15 protein-coding genes are annotated in these 15,997 nt (G+C 51.7%); 14 read left to right on the top strand and 1 reads right to left on the bottom strand.

Annotated elements, in window-relative coordinates; genetic code table 11:
* Position 1: 1 nt before the first annotated feature.
* The 12 genes from rpoZ (at position 2) to spoVM (ending at position 13,271) form a co-directional block, all read left to right on the top strand.
* Complete coding sequence (gene rpoZ / locus AC1DWB_RS15280) at positions 2–211, top strand: DNA-directed RNA polymerase subunit omega (protein ID WP_477541937.1); 210 nt, start codon at positions 2–4, stop codon at positions 209–211.
* 109 nt (positions 212–320) lie between these two features.
* Positions 321–1,577 (top strand): bifunctional phosphopantothenoylcysteine decarboxylase/phosphopantothenate--cysteine ligase CoaBC, encoded by a 1,257-nt coding sequence (coaBC, locus tag AC1DWB_RS15285; protein WP_477541938.1) that lies wholly within the window; start codon positions 321–323, stop codon positions 1,575–1,577.
* The gene (gene priA, locus AC1DWB_RS15290) at positions 1,577–4,168 is read left to right on the top strand and encodes a primosomal protein N' (RefSeq protein ID WP_477541939.1); all 2,592 of its coding nucleotides are present in this window, start codon (positions 1,577–1,579) and stop codon (positions 4,166–4,168) included. The genes coaBC and priA overlap by 1 nt, the downstream gene beginning before the upstream one ends.
* Positions 4,169–4,208: 40 nt before the next feature.
* Positions 4,209–4,694, top strand: coding sequence for a peptide deformylase (gene def / locus AC1DWB_RS15295; protein WP_477541940.1), 486 nt, complete (start codon positions 4,209–4,211; stop codon positions 4,692–4,694).
* 5 nt (positions 4,695–4,699) lie between these two features.
* The gene (gene fmt, locus AC1DWB_RS15300; protein ID WP_477541941.1) at positions 4,700–5,701 is read left to right on the top strand and encodes a methionyl-tRNA formyltransferase; all 1,002 of its coding nucleotides are present in this window, start codon (positions 4,700–4,702) and stop codon (positions 5,699–5,701) included.
* Positions 5,698–7,062 carry a 16S rRNA (cytosine(967)-C(5))-methyltransferase RsmB gene (rsmB, locus tag AC1DWB_RS15305; RefSeq protein WP_477541942.1) on the top strand — a complete coding sequence of 455 codons (1,365 nt, stop codon included), beginning with the start codon at positions 5,698–5,700 and terminating at the stop codon, positions 7,060–7,062. The genes fmt and rsmB overlap by 4 nt, the downstream gene beginning before the upstream one ends.
* Positions 7,063–7,150: 88 nt before the next feature.
* Positions 7,151–8,257 (top strand): dual-specificity RNA methyltransferase RlmN, encoded by a 1,107-nt coding sequence (gene rlmN, locus AC1DWB_RS15310; RefSeq protein ID WP_477541943.1) that lies wholly within the window; start codon positions 7,151–7,153, stop codon positions 8,255–8,257.
* Positions 8,258–8,262: 5 nt separating this feature from the next.
* Positions 8,263–9,060: a Stp1/IreP family PP2C-type Ser/Thr phosphatase gene (locus tag AC1DWB_RS15315; protein ID WP_477541967.1), complete on the top strand. Its 798-nt coding sequence runs from the start codon at positions 8,263–8,265 to the stop codon at positions 9,058–9,060.
* Positions 9,057–11,171 (top strand): Stk1 family PASTA domain-containing Ser/Thr kinase, encoded by a 2,115-nt coding sequence (pknB, locus tag AC1DWB_RS15320; RefSeq protein ID WP_477541944.1) that lies wholly within the window; start codon positions 9,057–9,059, stop codon positions 11,169–11,171. Before AC1DWB_RS15315 ends, pknB begins: the two co-directional genes overlap by 4 nt.
* Positions 11,171–12,091: a ribosome small subunit-dependent GTPase A gene (rsgA, locus tag AC1DWB_RS15325; RefSeq protein ID WP_477541945.1), complete on the top strand. Its 921-nt coding sequence runs from the start codon at positions 11,171–11,173 to the stop codon at positions 12,089–12,091. The genes pknB and rsgA overlap by 1 nt, the downstream gene beginning before the upstream one ends.
* A 3-nt stretch (positions 12,092–12,094) precedes the next feature.
* Positions 12,095–12,760: a ribulose-phosphate 3-epimerase gene (gene rpe / locus AC1DWB_RS15330; RefSeq protein WP_477541946.1), complete on the top strand. Its 666-nt coding sequence runs from the start codon at positions 12,095–12,097 to the stop codon at positions 12,758–12,760.
* Positions 12,761–13,190: 430 nt separating this feature from the next.
* Entirely contained in the window at positions 13,191–13,271 is an 81-nt protein-coding gene (gene spoVM / locus AC1DWB_RS15335; protein WP_127584398.1) for a stage V sporulation protein SpoVM, read from the top strand.
* A 159-nt stretch (positions 13,272–13,430) separates the two neighbouring features.
* On the opposite strand, the gene rpmB is transcribed toward spoVM, so the two are convergent.
* Positions 13,431–13,619 (bottom strand): 50S ribosomal protein L28, encoded by a 189-nt coding sequence (gene rpmB / locus AC1DWB_RS15340; RefSeq protein ID WP_477541947.1) that lies wholly within the window; start codon positions 13,617–13,619, stop codon positions 13,431–13,433.
* 216 nt (positions 13,620–13,835) lie between these two features.
* Here rpmB and AC1DWB_RS15345 point away from each other — a divergent pair, with 216 nt between their 5' ends.
* Together AC1DWB_RS15345 and AC1DWB_RS15350 are read left to right on the top strand one after the other, a co-directional pair.
* Positions 13,836–14,195 carry an Asp23/Gls24 family envelope stress response protein gene (locus AC1DWB_RS15345; RefSeq protein ID WP_477541948.1) on the top strand — a complete coding sequence of 120 codons (360 nt, stop codon included), beginning with the start codon at positions 13,836–13,838 and terminating at the stop codon, positions 14,193–14,195.
* Positions 14,196–14,210: 15 nt separating this feature from the next.
* Positions 14,211–15,995 carry a DAK2 domain-containing protein gene (locus tag AC1DWB_RS15350; protein WP_477541949.1) on the top strand — a complete coding sequence of 595 codons (1,785 nt, stop codon included), beginning with the start codon at positions 14,211–14,213 and terminating at the stop codon, positions 15,993–15,995.
* Positions 15,996–15,997: the final 2 nt, after the last annotated feature.

Below are 15,997 nucleotides of genomic sequence, written 5' to 3' on the forward strand. Positions count from 1 at the left end.
CATGTTATATCCTTCAATAGATTTGCTGATCGACAAGGTGGACAGTAAGTATTCGCTGGTTGTAGCTGCTTCGAGACGGGCGAGAGTGCTGAGGGAAGGCACGAAGTCAGAATTACGTGATCCGAAAGCTCATAAGCAGGTTGGTGTAGCGTTGGAAGAAATATATGGCGGGTTGGTACTGGTCGAATCCGACCACGAGAACATCAAGTAATTGAATTCGGAAAAGTGACAACCTTCGCAGAGGTTGTTATTTTTTTCAGCAAATAGTTAAATTCGGGGTTCTCAGGAACAACAATCGGCCTGAAGTAGGAGGAATCGCGATGTGGAAAGGTAAAACGATCGTGTTGGGGGTTACGGGCGGCATTGCCTGCTTCAAAGCGGCTGCCTTGTGCAGCAAGCTCGCTCAGACCGGGGCAGATGTGCGCGTCATCATGACGGAATCGGCAACCAAATTCGTTGCGCCGCTTACGTTCCAGACACTGTCCCGACACGATGTCATCATCGATACGTTCGATGAGAAGGACGCGTCTGTCGTTTCACATATCAACTTGGCCGACTCGGCCGATCTGGTTGTAGTGGCACCGGCTACGGCGAATATACTGGCTAAGATGGCTCACGGATTGGCTGATGATATGCTCAGTACGACCCTGCTTGCCACTACAGCGCCAGTGATGGTCGCGCCTGCCATGAATGTACATATGTACGCCCATCCGGCCGTGCTGGCGAATATGCAGACATTGCGCGATCGCGGCATCCATTTCGTCGAGCCGGGCGAAGGGCAGTTGGCGTGCGGCTATGTGGGCAAAGGTCGACTGGCAGAGCCCGAAGAACTGATGGCGGCGATCAGCCGTATGCTTCATCCCAACCAGCCTTTACTCGGACGTCATGTGATGGTGACTGCGGGTGGTACTTTGGAGCGTATCGATCCGGTTCGTTACATAACGAACGATTCATCCGGCAAGATGGGTTTTGCGATCGCAGAAGCAGCGAGAGACATGGGCGCACGGGTTACAATTATTAAAGCCAAGACGACGGCTGTACCTCCTTCGGGTGTGGAGATCGTGGATGTCGTTTCGACTGTGGATATGATGAAGGCGGTCCAGGACCGATTCGCAAGTACGGATATTGTAGTGAAAGCAGCTGCGGTTGCTGACTATCGTCCTGCAGAAGTAGCGGATCGCAAGATCAAGAAGAAAGAAGAGACGCTGACTCTCCAACTGGTGAAAAATCCAGACATCGTGCAATGGTTAGGGGAGCACAAGCAGCATCAATACATCGTCGGTTTCGCTGCGGAAACGAACGATGGGGAGCACTATGCGATGGATAAAGTCCGGCGGAAGAAAAGTGATCTGCTTGTGCTAAACGACGTATCTGTCCCAGGAGCGGGATTCGGCACGGATACGAACATTGTGAAGCTGTATGATGAACACGGTCTAGTTCGTGCTCTACCTCTGATGAGTAAGCAGGAAGTAGCTCATGAGCTGCTCACGTTAGTGGCTGATCGTATCAGCACGCGAGTGCCGGGCGGTCCGACACAAACTGCGACTTCTGACGCAGAGGTCGGGAGTGACCATTGATGTACGCACAAGTAATTGTCGACGTCTCTTCCAAGCAGACGAATCGGCCGTTTGATTATGCCATTCCACTAGCGCTGCGCGAATGGGTTCAGATCGGAAGCCGCGTCGGCGTGCCATTCGGGCCGAGGAATGTGCAAGGGTTCGTCGTTGGAATGTCCGACCACTCGGATACGCCTCCAGCCAAGATGAAGTCAGTCCAGGAAGTAATGGACCTTGTTCCTCCGTTGACCGAAGAGCTGGTGGARCTGGCGCGGTGGATGAGCAGATCGTATATTTGCCATGAGGTAACGGCGCTTCAAGCGATGATTCCGGGTGCGTTGAAAGCGAAGTATGAGAAAGTAGTTACCGTATCTACATCTGCAGCCGTACCGGTATATGGCAACGAAGATACAGCTTCCATGCAAATGTCCTTCGCGGATCCGGAAGAAGAGGAACTGCTCCGCTTCGTACGCAACCGGGGGCAAGTAAAGACAGAGCTGTTGCTGCAAAAGTTCCCCGGGCAAGGCAAGCTGCTGAAACGACTGCTGGAGCATGGCGTGTTAAGTGAGATGCAGACTGTCAAGGACAAGATGGGTCTGAAGACGGCGTTAACGGTTACTCCCGTGGTTACCGGAGAAGTTTTGGAACAAGCGCTTGCGAGTCTGTCCACCAGTGCCAAACGGCAGCAAGATGTGATCCGACATTTCATCGATCATCCAGAGCCGATGAAGCTGGCGGATTTGCTAGCTCAGTATGGGATAAGTGCAGGGACGGTCAAGAGTTTGGCGGACAAAGGCTGGCTCGACATCAAAGAGGTGGAGGTATTCCGTGACCCGTATGCGGGCCGTCACTTCGTGCCGACCGAACCTTTGCCCTTGACCCCGACACAACGCGCAGCGTTCGAGCCGTTGTCCCAGTCATTATCCGATCAACTTCACAAGGTGTTCCTGCTCCATGGTGTGACCGGTAGTGGGAAGACTGAGGTGTACTTGCAAGCGATACAACAATGCCTGGATCAAGGGCGGGAAGCCATCGTGCTCGTCCCGGAAATATCACTCACTCCGCAGATGGTGGAGCGATTCAAGGGGAGATTCGGCGACCTGGTCGCCGTGCTTCACAGCCGGCTATCCACAGGAGAACGGTATGATGAATGGCGCAAGATTGGCTTGAAGCAAGTAAAGGTAGCGATTGGAGCGCGATCTGCAGTGTTTGCTCCGTTTACCCGAATTGGACTTATTATTATTGATGAAGAGCATGAGTCATCCTATAAGCAAGAAGAGAGCCCCAAATATCATGCCCGTGACGTGGCGATTGCGAGAGCTCGCTCCCATGGAGCCGCTGTTGTGCTAGGCTCGGCAACACCATCCCTTGAGAGCTATTATCGGACGCAGCATGGCAGTGAGTCGTTCGAAGGCGAGCGTGGAGCGCGAACCGCTGGATTGATCCGGCAGACGCATGACGGCTCCATCACGGGGCTGCAACTCAAGCCACCTTACGAGTTGTTGCGTATGGATTCACGTGTGGAAGGCCGTCCGTTGCCGGAAGTTCATATCGTAGACTTACGAGACGAGCTGCGCGGCGGCAATCGCTCCATGTTCAGCCGACCGCTGTATAAAGCGATTGAAGATCGGTTACACAAGAAACAACAGATCGTTTTACTGCTGAATCGCAGGGGGTACTCCACCTTTGTGATGTGCCGTTCGTGCGGTTACGTCGTCCAGTGTCCACATTGCGATATCGCGATGACGTATCACCAGGTATCACGCACGATGCGCTGCCACTATTGCGGTTTGAGCGAACCGGAGCCTCGGATATGCCCAAGTTGCGAAAGCGAGCATATTCGATATTTCGGTACGGGAACACAGAAGGTGGAGGAAGAGCTTGGCAAGCTGTTCCCTGGTATCCGCGTCATTCGGATGGACGTCGACACGACGGCCGAGAAGGGCTCCCACGAGAAGCTACTGACCCGATTCCGTAACAAGCAGGCAGACGTGCTGTTAGGGACGCAGATGGTGGCGAAAGGGCTCGATTTCCCTGATGTAACTCTGGTTGGCGTCATTGCGGCCGATACGGTGTTGAATTTGCCTGATTTCCGTGCAGCTGAGAAGACATTCCAATTACTGACACAAGTAGCAGGACGAGCTGGACGGCATACCCTTCCGGGCGAAGTATACATCCAGACGTATACGCCTGAGCATTATAGCATCGAGCATGCGAGCCATCATGATTATGGATCGTTTCTGCGAGAGGAGCTGCATGCGCGACATGAACGGGGTTATCCTCCTTTTTATAAGCTGATCCTCATTACGTTTTCACATGAACAGGTTCCGGTTCTTGTGYGAGCGTCGGAAGCCTTTGCAACTAATTTACGGGAAAAGTGGGAGCGTTGTGCTGCCTGTGGAATACCTGGAAATGAATTTGAGCTGCTGGGTCCGATTGCCTCGCCGATTCCCCGAATCAAGGATAGATATCGATTTCAATGCATGGTAAAATATCGGGGAGATATCGATGCGACAGGCATGATCGGTGCAACGACCGATGCCTTCGAGGAGCTGGTACGGCAGCAGAAGCTGCTGATTAGCGTGGACGTCAATCCGCAAGTGCTCATGTAAGCACACAAGCTATAAGAGAAAGTTGAAGGAGCGTGCTGTAATGGCCATACGTATAATTGTAAAAGAACCTGATCCGGTGTTGCGGGAAAAAGCGATTCCGGTGAGTAAATTTAATGCCAATCTGCATAAATTGCTGGACGACATGGCGGACACGATGTATGACGCGGAAGGCGTAGGATTGGCAGCACCGCAAATCGGCATATTGAAAAGAGTTATCATAGTTGATGTGGGCGATGAGAATGGCTTGATTGAAATGATAAATCCGGAATTGGTGAGCAAGGAAGGTGAGCAGTTCGGTCCCGAGGGCTGCCTTAGTATTCCAGGACTGACTGGCGACGTCAACCGTGCCTTGAAAGTGACGGTTAAGGGTCAAGACCGCAACGGACAATCGATTGAATATACCGGATCGGAACTGCTAGCGCGAGCGTTCCAGCATGAATTAGACCATCTGAATGGCGTCCTGTTCACCGATCTAGCGCAAAGCGTATACCGCAGTGCGGACCGGCCAGGAAACGACGAGGAGTGAGGCGCATGAACATCGTGTTCATGGGGACGCCAGAATTCGCCGTTCCTTCTCTAAGAACGCTGTTGCAAGAAGGGTATAACGTAGTTGGTGTCATCTCCCAGCCGGATCGGCCGAAGGGACGCAAGCGCGAGCTGGCCCCGACACCCGTCAAGGCAGAAGCACTGCTGCACGGCATTCCGGTGCTGCAGCCTGCCAAGCTGCGCGATCCTGCTGCAGTGGAGGAATTAGCTCGACTACAACCGGACTTGATCGTAACGGCCGCCTATGGACAGCTGTTGTCCAAGGCAGTACTCAGCTTGCCGCAATACGGCTGCATCAATGTGCATGCTTCATTACTTCCGAAGTACAGAGGCGGTGCACCGATTCATCATGCGATCATGAACGGAGAGCCAGAGACTGGCGTCACGATCATGTATATGGCTGCAGGACTTGATACGGGTGATATGATCAGCCGAGTGGAGGTTCCGATCGGTGACGAGGATACGAATGGAACGATGTTCGAGAAGCTGAGTATAGCCGGCGCCGAGCTGTTGAAGCGCACATTGCCTTCGCTGCTTGCAGGTGAGCTGAAGGCCGTCCCACAATTACACGAGGAAGCAACGTATGCAGCGAATATTAGTCGTGAGGATGAGCTGATCCGTTGGGATCGGGATTCCAAGCAGTTGTACAATCAGATTCGCGGACTGAACCCATCTCCAGGTGCCTTCACCACGTATGAGGGCGATGTATTCAAAGTATGGGCTAGCCGTAACCCCGAATCGTCCAACGCTTCTTCCTCTATTCACCCGGAGAAGTCGTCTGTTGAGCCAGGAACTGTGCTTCAGATGACGGCTGATGGCCTAGAAGTACAGACCGGTTCTGGCTCGCTCTGGCTGACTCGAGTCCAGCCAGCAGGCAAGAAGGCAATGGATGTATCCGAGCTTTCTCGCGGCACGACCATTCCGCGAGGGACAGTGCTGGGAGCYTCGTCTTCTTCCGCAGTGGAAGAGGAAGGGGCCGCACAATGAAGAGTAAACCAACTTCTCGCCCAATCAGTGCCCGCGAGCTTGCCATGGACATCTTGACCCGGGTTGAGCAGGAACAGGCATACAGTAACCTGTTGCTGAATCAGTCCCTACAGAAGCACTCCCTGGATCGTCCGGATGCCGCTCTTACGACTGAGCTCGTCTACGGGACGATTCAACGTCTTAATACGCTCGATTATTGGTTGGGCCAGTTCGTAGACAAAGGCGTACCCAAGCTTCAACCTTGGGTACGCAATCTGCTTCGGCTCAGCTTGTATCAATTGGTGTACTTGGACCGTATTCCGGAACATGCTGTTGTGAACGAGGCCGTGAACCTGGCCAAGCGCAAGGGCCATGCTGGTATTTCCGGCATGGTGAATGGCGTGCTTCGCAACTTGATCCGGCAACGGAGCTCGCTGACCATCCCCACCGACCTGCCACCGGCGGAGCGGATCGCGCTCACGCACTCCCATCCGTTATGGATGGTGTCGGCGTGGATCGCCAAGTTCGGGGAAGCGATGACGGAGCGCATCTGCGCCGCGAACAACACCGCACCGAAGGTGAGCGTGCGCGTCAATACGAATCGCAGCAGCCGGGAACAGCTGCTGGCTGCCATGACAGACGGCGGCGTATCGGTACGGCCGTCCGAGCTTGCCCCGGCGGGGATCATCGCCGAGGGTGGAGGTAATATGGCCTTCACCACTTGGTACAAGGAAGGCCTGCTCTCCATCCAGGACGAGAGCTCGATGCTCGTGGCCGAGGCACTCGACCCGCAGCCTGGCATGCGGGTACTCGATTGTTGCGCCGCGCCAGGCGGCAAGACGGCTCATATGGCCGAGCGCATGGGCAATCGCGGCCAGATCGTCGCCTGCGATGCGCATGAGCACAAGCGGCAACTGATCGAAGATCAGGCGCGCCGCCTGGAGCTGACATGCATCGAGACGCGAACTGGCGATGCCCGCGAGCTGCCGGACAAGTTCCCTGCCGGTTCGTTCGATCGCGTGCTGTTGGACGCTCCTTGCTCGGGGCTCGGTGTGATACGCCGCAAGCCGGATCTGAAATGGAGCAAGCAGCCTGATGAGGTTGCCGCTATCGCCATCCTGCAGGCCGAACTGCTCGAGAGCGCTCAGCAACTCGTTGCTCCAGGCGGCGTGCTCGTGTACAGCACCTGCACCTTGATGTCCGAGGAGAATGAAGATGCTATTGAACGGTTTCTCGCTGACCACCCAGATTTCCAGCTCGATTCCATGCCTGTAGCCTTGCGCCATCTACCGGGAGCTGATAGCGGCAAGGTAACGATTCTGCCTCCTGACTATGGCTCCGACGGATTCTTCATAGCCCGGCTTCGTCGAATAGAGGCGTAACTTTAGCAATTCGGCAAACTATGATAAACTAGTTGAAATAGCCGTATCCTCGGTTATGAATAGAAATTAATATACGGGTAGTGATTCGATGAACGAAGATCAACGATTGAAACCATTAAAACCGCTTGCCCCCCATGTGCCGGAAAAGCCGTTTGTATATGACCTCTCCCTGGAAAGCTGGCAAGCTTGGGTGCAGGACAACGGTGAACCGGCTTTTCGTGCAGGTCAAATATTCGATTGGCTGTACGTGAAGCGGGTGAATTCGTTCGACGAGATGTCGAACTTATCCAAGGGCTTGCGTGATAAGCTGTGCGACCAGTTCGAATTCGTCTCGTTGACCGAGATCGCCAAGCAAGAGTCCAAGGACGGCACGGTCAAGTTTTTGTTCGAGCTGCAAGACAAGAATGCGATCGAGACCGTTGTAATGAAACATAATTATGGCAACAGCGTATGTGTAACTACGCAAGTTGGCTGTCGAATCGGTTGCACATTTTGCGCCTCCACATTAGGTGGACTGAAGCGGAATTTGTCTGCTGGAGAGATCGTCGCTCAGGTTGTTCAGGCTCAGAAAACACTTGATGCTAACGGTGAACGGGTGAGCAGTATTGTCATCATGGGAATCGGGGAGCCGTTCGAGAACTACGAAGCGATGATGACGTTTCTCGGCATTATGATCCATGAGAAAGGTCTGAACATCGGGGCGCGGCATATTACCGTTTCTACGAGCGGCATCGTGCCGAACATCTATAAATTCGCCGACGCTGGAACCCAGATCAATCTGGCGATTTCCATCCATGCTCCGAATGATGAGCTTCGTTCCAAGCTGATGCCAGTGAATCGGCGGTATCCGTTCCAGGAACTGATCGATGCTTGCAAGTATTATCTAGAGAAGACGGGTCGCCGCATCACGTTCGAATACGCCTTAATGGGTGGGGTCAACGACAAAGCTGAACATGCGGAAGAGCTTGGCCTCGTGTTGAAGGAGATGCTGCCGCTTTGCCACGTCAACTTGATTCCCGTCAACTTCGTATTGGAACGGGATTTCAAGAGAACGGTTCGGGATGATATATTCACGTTTCAACGCATACTGGAACGTCATAATATCCCGGCAACGATCCGCAGAGAACACGGAAGTGATATAGCAGCCGCCTGTGGTCAGCTGCGTGCAAAGCATTTGGAGTCAGGGGTGAGGTGAGAAGGATGCTTACGGCCTATAGAACGGATATTGGGAAGGTCCGTTTAATTAACGAGGATCGGGCTGCCGTTCAAACTGGATTGAATGGTTTCACCCTCGCCATTGTGGCCGACGGGATGGGAGGACACCAGGCAGGGGAAATTGCAAGCAAGATGGCGGTGGAGTTAGTCCAATCGCATCTGCTTGCCGTACATAATGGATTGTCTAACGAACGGCGTCCAGAAGCGGTTAGACAGGCTATTGTTCACGCCAATGAAACGGTGTTCGAATTTGCATCGAATCAACAGCGCTACTACGGAATGGGGACGACTGTCGTTGTGACCTTAGCTTCCGTAAAGGACATTACGATAGGCCATATCGGCGATAGCCGGGCTTATTTGTGGCATGTTAATGACGCTGACAAAGGGAAGGGTGCCGCTCAATTCCGCCAAGTGACTGAGGATCATTCGCTTGTTAATGAGTTGATCCGTTCGGGTCAAATTACACCAACCGAAGCAAGCACACATCCCCGGCGCAATGTTCTGACCCGTGCACTTGGGACGGATAAACACGCCGAAGTGGATGTTACTCTGCTCACGTGGCAGTATGGCGATATCCTCCTTATGTGCAGTGATGGCTTGAGCGGTCTTGTCGATGACGACGTTATGGCGCAAGTGCTGGCTACTAACCAGGATCTGGAATGGAAAGCGGACGAATTGGTTCGATTGGCGCTGCAAGAGGGCGGAGATGACAACATTACCGTCGTACTGCTCGAGAATAAGGAAACGACCAAATTTATAAAAGACGGGGGGGATGATGAATGATCGGTCACGTGTTGGCAGGACGCTATGAGATCCTTGACCGGATTGGCGGCGGAGGCATGGCCTTGGTGTACAAAGGGCATGATATCTTACTTAATCGTAAAGTGGCAATCAAGGTGCTGCGCCAGCAATACGTGCATGACGAGGAATTCATTCGCCGGTTCCGGCGTGAGGCTCAGGCTGCTGCCTCACTATCCCACCCGAATGTGGTCAGTATATATGACGTGGGTCAGGAAGATGAGATTCACTATATTGTGATGGAGTATGTGGAAGGCAAGACGCTTAACGATGTGATCAAAGAGCGTGCGCCCTTGCAAGTGGAGGAAGCAATCCAGATTGCCGGTCAAATATGCGATGCGCTTGACCACGCCCACCACAACCAGATCATACACCGGGACATTAAACCGCACAATATTTTGATGGGCAAGAACGGCAGAGTCAAAGTAACAGATTTCGGGATTGCGCGAGCTGCAGATTCGTCACAGATTACGCAGACCGGCTCTGTCGTCGGCTCTGTCCATTACTTTTCTCCTGAGCATGCAAAGGGTACGTCTACCGGGGCGAAGTCCGACATTTATTCGTTAGGAATCGTACTGTATCAAATGTTGACGGATACTCTTCCGTTCTCTGGAGAAAGTCCGATCAGCGTAGCGTTGAAGCATTTGCAGGAAAATGTTGAGGAACCTCGTAAGGTAAACCCGCTTATTCCGCAAAGTGTAGAAAATATGATTCTGAAATCGATGCGCAAAAATCAGGATGAGCGTTATCAGTCAGCCAAAGATATGCTTATGGACTTAGAGACGTGTCTGCTACCTGAGCGACGCAATGAGCCGAAGATCGTATTCGCGGGCGATGCGGATGACCAGGAGAAGACGAGGGTGCTGCCTGCGATCAAGGGTGATGGCTACGGTATCAATGACCGATCTCTCGATTCGCGTGGAGATTATACGGATAAGCCTAAGCGCAGCATGCGATGGCTGAAGCCGACGATCTGGGCCGTTGTTATTATCGCGCTGCTGCTCGGACTTTGGTATGCCGTAGGGGTAGTGAAAGATATGATTACAGTGCCTGAGGTGGACATTCCGAATGTTGTGAACAAGAATGTGGCGGATGCTCAGAAGGAACTGGAAGCACTTCAGCTTAAGACCAAGGTTGTCCAACAACCGAGCAAAGAGTTCGCCAAAGACATCGTATTCGATCAGAACCCAGGACCTATGAAAGTAAAGATTAACTATGAGGTCGTGCTCTATGTGAGCCTGGGAACGGAAAAGCTGAAGATGCCTGACTGGACAGGTAAAAATGTCAACGACATTATAAATACAGAACTTGTCCGTTTAGGGATTGCGCCTACTCAAGTAACCCGTGACGAAATATTCGGCACAGATGAGCCGGGAACGATTATGAAGCAGCTTCCTGCAGCGAATGAGGAATACGATCCGAAGACTGTTGCGATCAAGCTTACGTATAGCAAGGGACGCGAACAGTTCGAAATGAAGGATTTGTCAGGACTGACGGCATCGGAAGCAACTCAGCAAGCTACAGTTCTGGAGCTGAAGCCTACGATTGAGAATGCGCCTACTTATAAGCAGCCCAAAGGTAAAGTGTTCGATCAATTCCCGTACAAGAAAGGTGAGCTCGTCACCAAGGGAGAGAAGATCAAAATATTTGTCAGCAGCGGATACCCACCCGAAGCTAAAGAAGTGACGAAATCAAGGACGATCTCGCCTGCAGTCAAAGGGAAAGAAAGCACGATTAAGATCATTTACAGTGACGCAAGAGGCGACAATATTGAGTGGGGTCAGCGGAAAATATCCGATGTGCAGACATTCGACGTCCCTCTGGTCTTATCGCCGGATAAAGACGGCTCGATTCAGTATTTCGTCGATGGCAACCGGATTGACATTGAATCGGTTCTGTACAATGCGAAGCCGGGAACAGGGACCGGGGGAACTGGCGGCTCAAGCACTGGTAACGGCACGGGTACTGGCGGTTCAACCAGCCCAAGTCCTACTCCATCGCCTACGAGCAAGCCTGTTAACGGTACGCCTAGTACTACCACGCAGCCGACTCCGACACCTACACCAAGCGGAACCGGTACTGGAGGCCGGAACTAATGCCAGAAGGATTGATTATAAAGGCATTGAGCGGTTTTTATTACGTACAGCCCTCTGATGCAGCGGAACATGCCGGGGAAGTCACACAGTGCAGGGCAAGAGGGATTTTCAAGAAAAAAGGGATCACCCCTCTTGTGGGGGATCATGTGCTCTACGAGCAGACGGAGAACGGGGAAGGGACTGTAGATGAGATCCTTCCTCGTTCCACCGAATTGATCCGGCCGCCAATTGCTAATGTGAATATGGCGTTGCTCGTCTTCTCCTCGATCGAACCCGATTTGAACTTGCAGCTGTTGGACAAGTTTCTGGTTCATACCGAACAAGCTGGTTTGGACACGATTATTTGCTTGACCAAGCTGGATCTATTACTTGACGGTCAAGTGACTACGGTTACAGATGAGCTTACCCTGGAACAAGCCAAGCAGCTGTATGAGTCGATCGGCTATACGGTTATTATTACGAGTACCAAGACCGGGGAAGGCCTGGATGAAGTCCGTGCAGCGTTAGCCAATCGGATCAGTGTCTTCTCTGGGCAATCCGGAGTAGGTAAATCATCACTGCTGAATGCGATTGTACCTGGACTAACATTAGAGACGAATGAAATCAGTATGAAGCTCGGTCGGGGTAAGCATACGACACGCCATGTGGAGCTGTTTCCCTTGGCTGGCGGCGGCTTCGTTGCCGATACGCCAGGCTTCAGCCAGCTTGATTTCCTTCAGCTCGAACCGGAAGACTTGTCAGGTTGCTTCGCCGAGATGCGGGGCTACAGTGCAGGGTGCAAGTTCCGTGGCTGTCTGCATCAGCAAGAGCCAGGCTGTCTGGTGCTGGAAGCACTGGGGCAAGGGAAGATTGCACCTAGCCGTTATCGGCATTACAGCTCATTTCTGATTGAAATGAAGGAGAGGAAACGGAGGTACTGACCGATGGTAGTTTTGGCTCCTTCGATATTATCGGCTGATTTCGCCCGGCTGGGCGAAGAAATTCGCGACGTTGAGCAGGGCGGCGCCGACTGGATACATGTCGACGTCATGGACGGCCACTTTGTTCCTAATATTACACTCGGGCCTGCTATCGTTGAGGCGATTCGTCCCTATACAAAGCTGCCTCTCGATGTGCATCTGATGATATCGAATCCGGACGTTTATATCGAATCGTTCGCCCGTGCGGGTGCTGACATTATTTCCGTTCATACGGAAGCTTGCCCGCATCTGCACCGGACGATCCAGTATATAAAGTCGTTCGGCGTTAAGGCAGGTGTCGTATTGAATCCGGCTACCCCTCTGTCCTCATTGGACCACGTGTTAGATGAGGTTGATTTGGTGTTGATTATGACCGTCAATCCCGGGTTCGGCGGCCAGCAGTTTATTCAGTCCATGATCCCTAAGATCGCCGAACTTCGCAATCGACTTGAACGTATTGGACGGTCTGAGGTGTATCTTGAGGTGGACGGCGGGATTAAAGAGGAGACCGCGCCCTTGGTTATTCAAGCCGGGGCTAATGTACTTGTAGCCGGCAATGCCGTATTCGGCATGACTGACCGCAGGTTGGCAATGGAACGGATTCGAGGACGAGGGGGGGACACCCACTAGCATGAAGACGTTGAAGTTACTTTTGTTTAGTTTTATCGCAGGCCATTTGCTGCTCATTTTTTCGTGGAGCGGCACCTCGATATTCCGATATGTATACTCCTTGGGAGCATTGTTTCTAGGCATTTATTTCTTCAAAATGTATGAGTCCAAATGGAGACGAATCTCATTCATTCTTGTTTCGGTCCTTTTTTACTTTATCCTCACCGTCTTTTATGTCATTGTGGGGAAAATACCATTGTTMAATCTCGAACCACCAGGACTCAATATGTAAGCCTAGTCTGCATGTTTGGGAAGTATTTCGCATACACATCACTACAGGAGCCGAATCCCTGTAGTTTTTTTCTTTTGTGGGCAGGCACTTTTGTCGGGATCGCTGAATAAGATGTATTATATGGCTTAATCATTGGCAAATGCTTAAGGAGGGGTAGAGGTGAAATTTTATACGATCAAGCTACCGAAATTTCTGGGCGGTTTCGTGAAAGCGATTCTGGGTTCTTTCAGTAAAAATTAAATCCGACATAGTCTGATGTTCGAAGCAACATTTGATTGCCACCATCATACTTAAGATGTGACCTCTGGAGTCAGCGTAGAGGTTCGCACACAAAAAAAAGCACCTCCGATTGAAGGTGCTTTTTGTCTATGCAGATTCGGCTGACGCCGAATGCATAAGTTACACGCGAACGAGCTTGCCAGACTTAAGAGCTCGAGTGCTCACATACACGCGCTTCGGTTTACCGTCCACGAGGATGCGAACCTTCTGAACATTCACTCCCCAGGTGCGCTTCGTCTTGTTGTTAGCATGGGAAACGTTGTTGCCTTGGTGAGGGCCTTTTCCTGTAATAAAGCATTTGCGGGACATATTAAAACACCTCCTAACGATAACTTCAAGTGCAGCGAAATAACTCCGAAAACATACTTTAATATAATAGCATAACCACTTTCAGGTAGTCAATGATAACAGATGCATCGTTTGCATTTATTTCTTGGGTCGATTATAGTAAAATGAAAAGACATCTAACTTTTGATGTGAAGTATGGATTGGAATGATGGCCGATTTTTCAAGGAAGGATGGAGCATGCCGATGCAAATCAAGAGCGATTTGGGAACCGTACACGTTTCGAATGATGTTATTGCGGTTCTAGCCGGTTCAGCGGCATTGGACTGTTATGGGCTTGTGGGGATGGCTTCACGCAAACAGTTGAAGGACGGGATCGCCGAGCTGCTCGGCCGCGACAATCTAAGCCGTGGCGTCGAGGTGCGACTCGATTCTGAGATGGTACATATCGACCTTCATATCATTGTCAGCTATGGGACCAAGATATCGGTTGTCGCACATAATGTGCAGTCCAAAGTGAAGTATGTATTGAATGAAGTAGTCGGGCTTCGCGTCGATTTCGTTAACATAATTGTACAAGGTGTCCGCGTATCGCGATAGGAAGGGGATTTTTTCTTGAGTAAGCGCTTTAATTTGATCAATGGGTCGGATTTCACCCAGATGGTATTGTTGGGGGCGGCGAATTTAAACGCAAATGTAAGTCATGTCAATGCGTTGAACGTATTTCCCGTCCCGGACGGAGATACTGGAACTAACATGAATTTGACCTTGACTTCAGGAGTGGAAGAGCTTAAGAAAAAAACGTCCTCACATATAGGGAAGTGTGCAGAAGCTTTATCCAAGGGGCTTCTTATGGGCGCGCGAGGCAACTCCGGGGTCATATTGTCGCAATTGTTCAGAGGATTCGCCAAAGCGATTCCGGAACAAGGTGAGATTAACGCCGTACAGTTCGCAGCCGCTCTTCAGAACGGCGTCGATACCGCATACAAGGCGGTCGTGAAGCCTGTTGAAGGCACGATATTAACGGTAGCCCGTGAAGCGGCCAAACATGCATCCGTAGCTGTCCGTCGTACGAGCGACGTCCTGGAACTCATGATCGAAGTGCTGAATAAAGCGAATGAAGCGCTGGCCAAAACTCCGGAGCAACTTCCCGTGCTGAAGCAAGTCGGCGTCGTAGATGCTGGTGGGCAAGGGCTCGTCTGCATCTATGAAGGCTTCGTGTCAGCGCTTCGAGGTGAGGGTGAGCTGCTTTCTTCTACTTCGGGGACAGCATCTGTACCTGGGGGATCAAGAGCTGAGGCATCCTTATCAAGAGGAGTGAATACCGCTTCTGGATTCGATCAGGCTTCTCATGCTCATGTAATGCGGAGTGCCCAAGCGCAGCTGTCTACGGAAGATATTGAATTCGGCTACTGCACGGAATTTATGATTCAACTCGAGGCGGGTAAATCAGCTGGTTGGGTGTTCAGCGAGCTCGGGTTTCGTTCCGACCTGGAGAAGCACGGCGATTCGGTTCTTGTCGTAGCAGACGAGGACTTGGTGAAGGTGCATCTGCATGCGGAACACCCAGGTGAAGTGCTGACAATGGCGCAACGATATGGAGAATTGATCAAGATCAAGATTGAGAATATGCGGGAACAGCACACCCATTTGCTAGTAGAGGACTCAGAAGTAGAAGCGGCGTCGAAGTCAGGTTCTGATCATGATGGTAAAGCTGTTTCCACTAGGACTACTGGGGAAGAGAAACCATTCGGATTCGTAGCCGTATCGATGGGCGGCGGTATAGCCGCTATCCTCGAAAGTCTGGGAGCCGATGTAGTCCTGTCTGGGGGTCAGACGATGAACCCTAGCACTGAAGATATCGTGAATGCGGTTCAGCGAGTTGCGGCGCGGACTGTATTCGTCCTGCCGAACAATTCGAATATCATCATGGCAGCGGAGCAGGCGAAGAGCTTGGTGGATAAGGAACTGATCGTAATTCCGTCCAAGACGATTCCACAAGGTTTGTCAGCGTTGCTTGCCTATCAGGACAACGCGGATACGTCACGCAATACGGAAGCGATGCTTCGCGCGATTGCAGGGGTACATTCGGGGCAAGTCACATACGCCGTTCGCGATTCGCAGATTGACGGACTGGATATTAAGCAAGGCGATTACTTAGGTATTCACAATAATAAGATCGTTACCTCGACACCGGAATTAATTCAGACGTGTCAGGCGTTATTAGGTTCCATGACTGCTGATAGCGGCGACATTATTACGATCTTGTCTGGGGAAGAAGCTCCGGAGGACGTAACTGCGCAATTGGTGGACTGGTTAGGAGCGGAATACCCGGATGCAGAAGTGGAAGTGCATAGAGGCGGACAGCCGCTTTATTATTATATTTTTGCTGTAGAATAAAT

Source organism: Paenibacillus sp. P4_E11 (genome assembly GCF_056401635.1).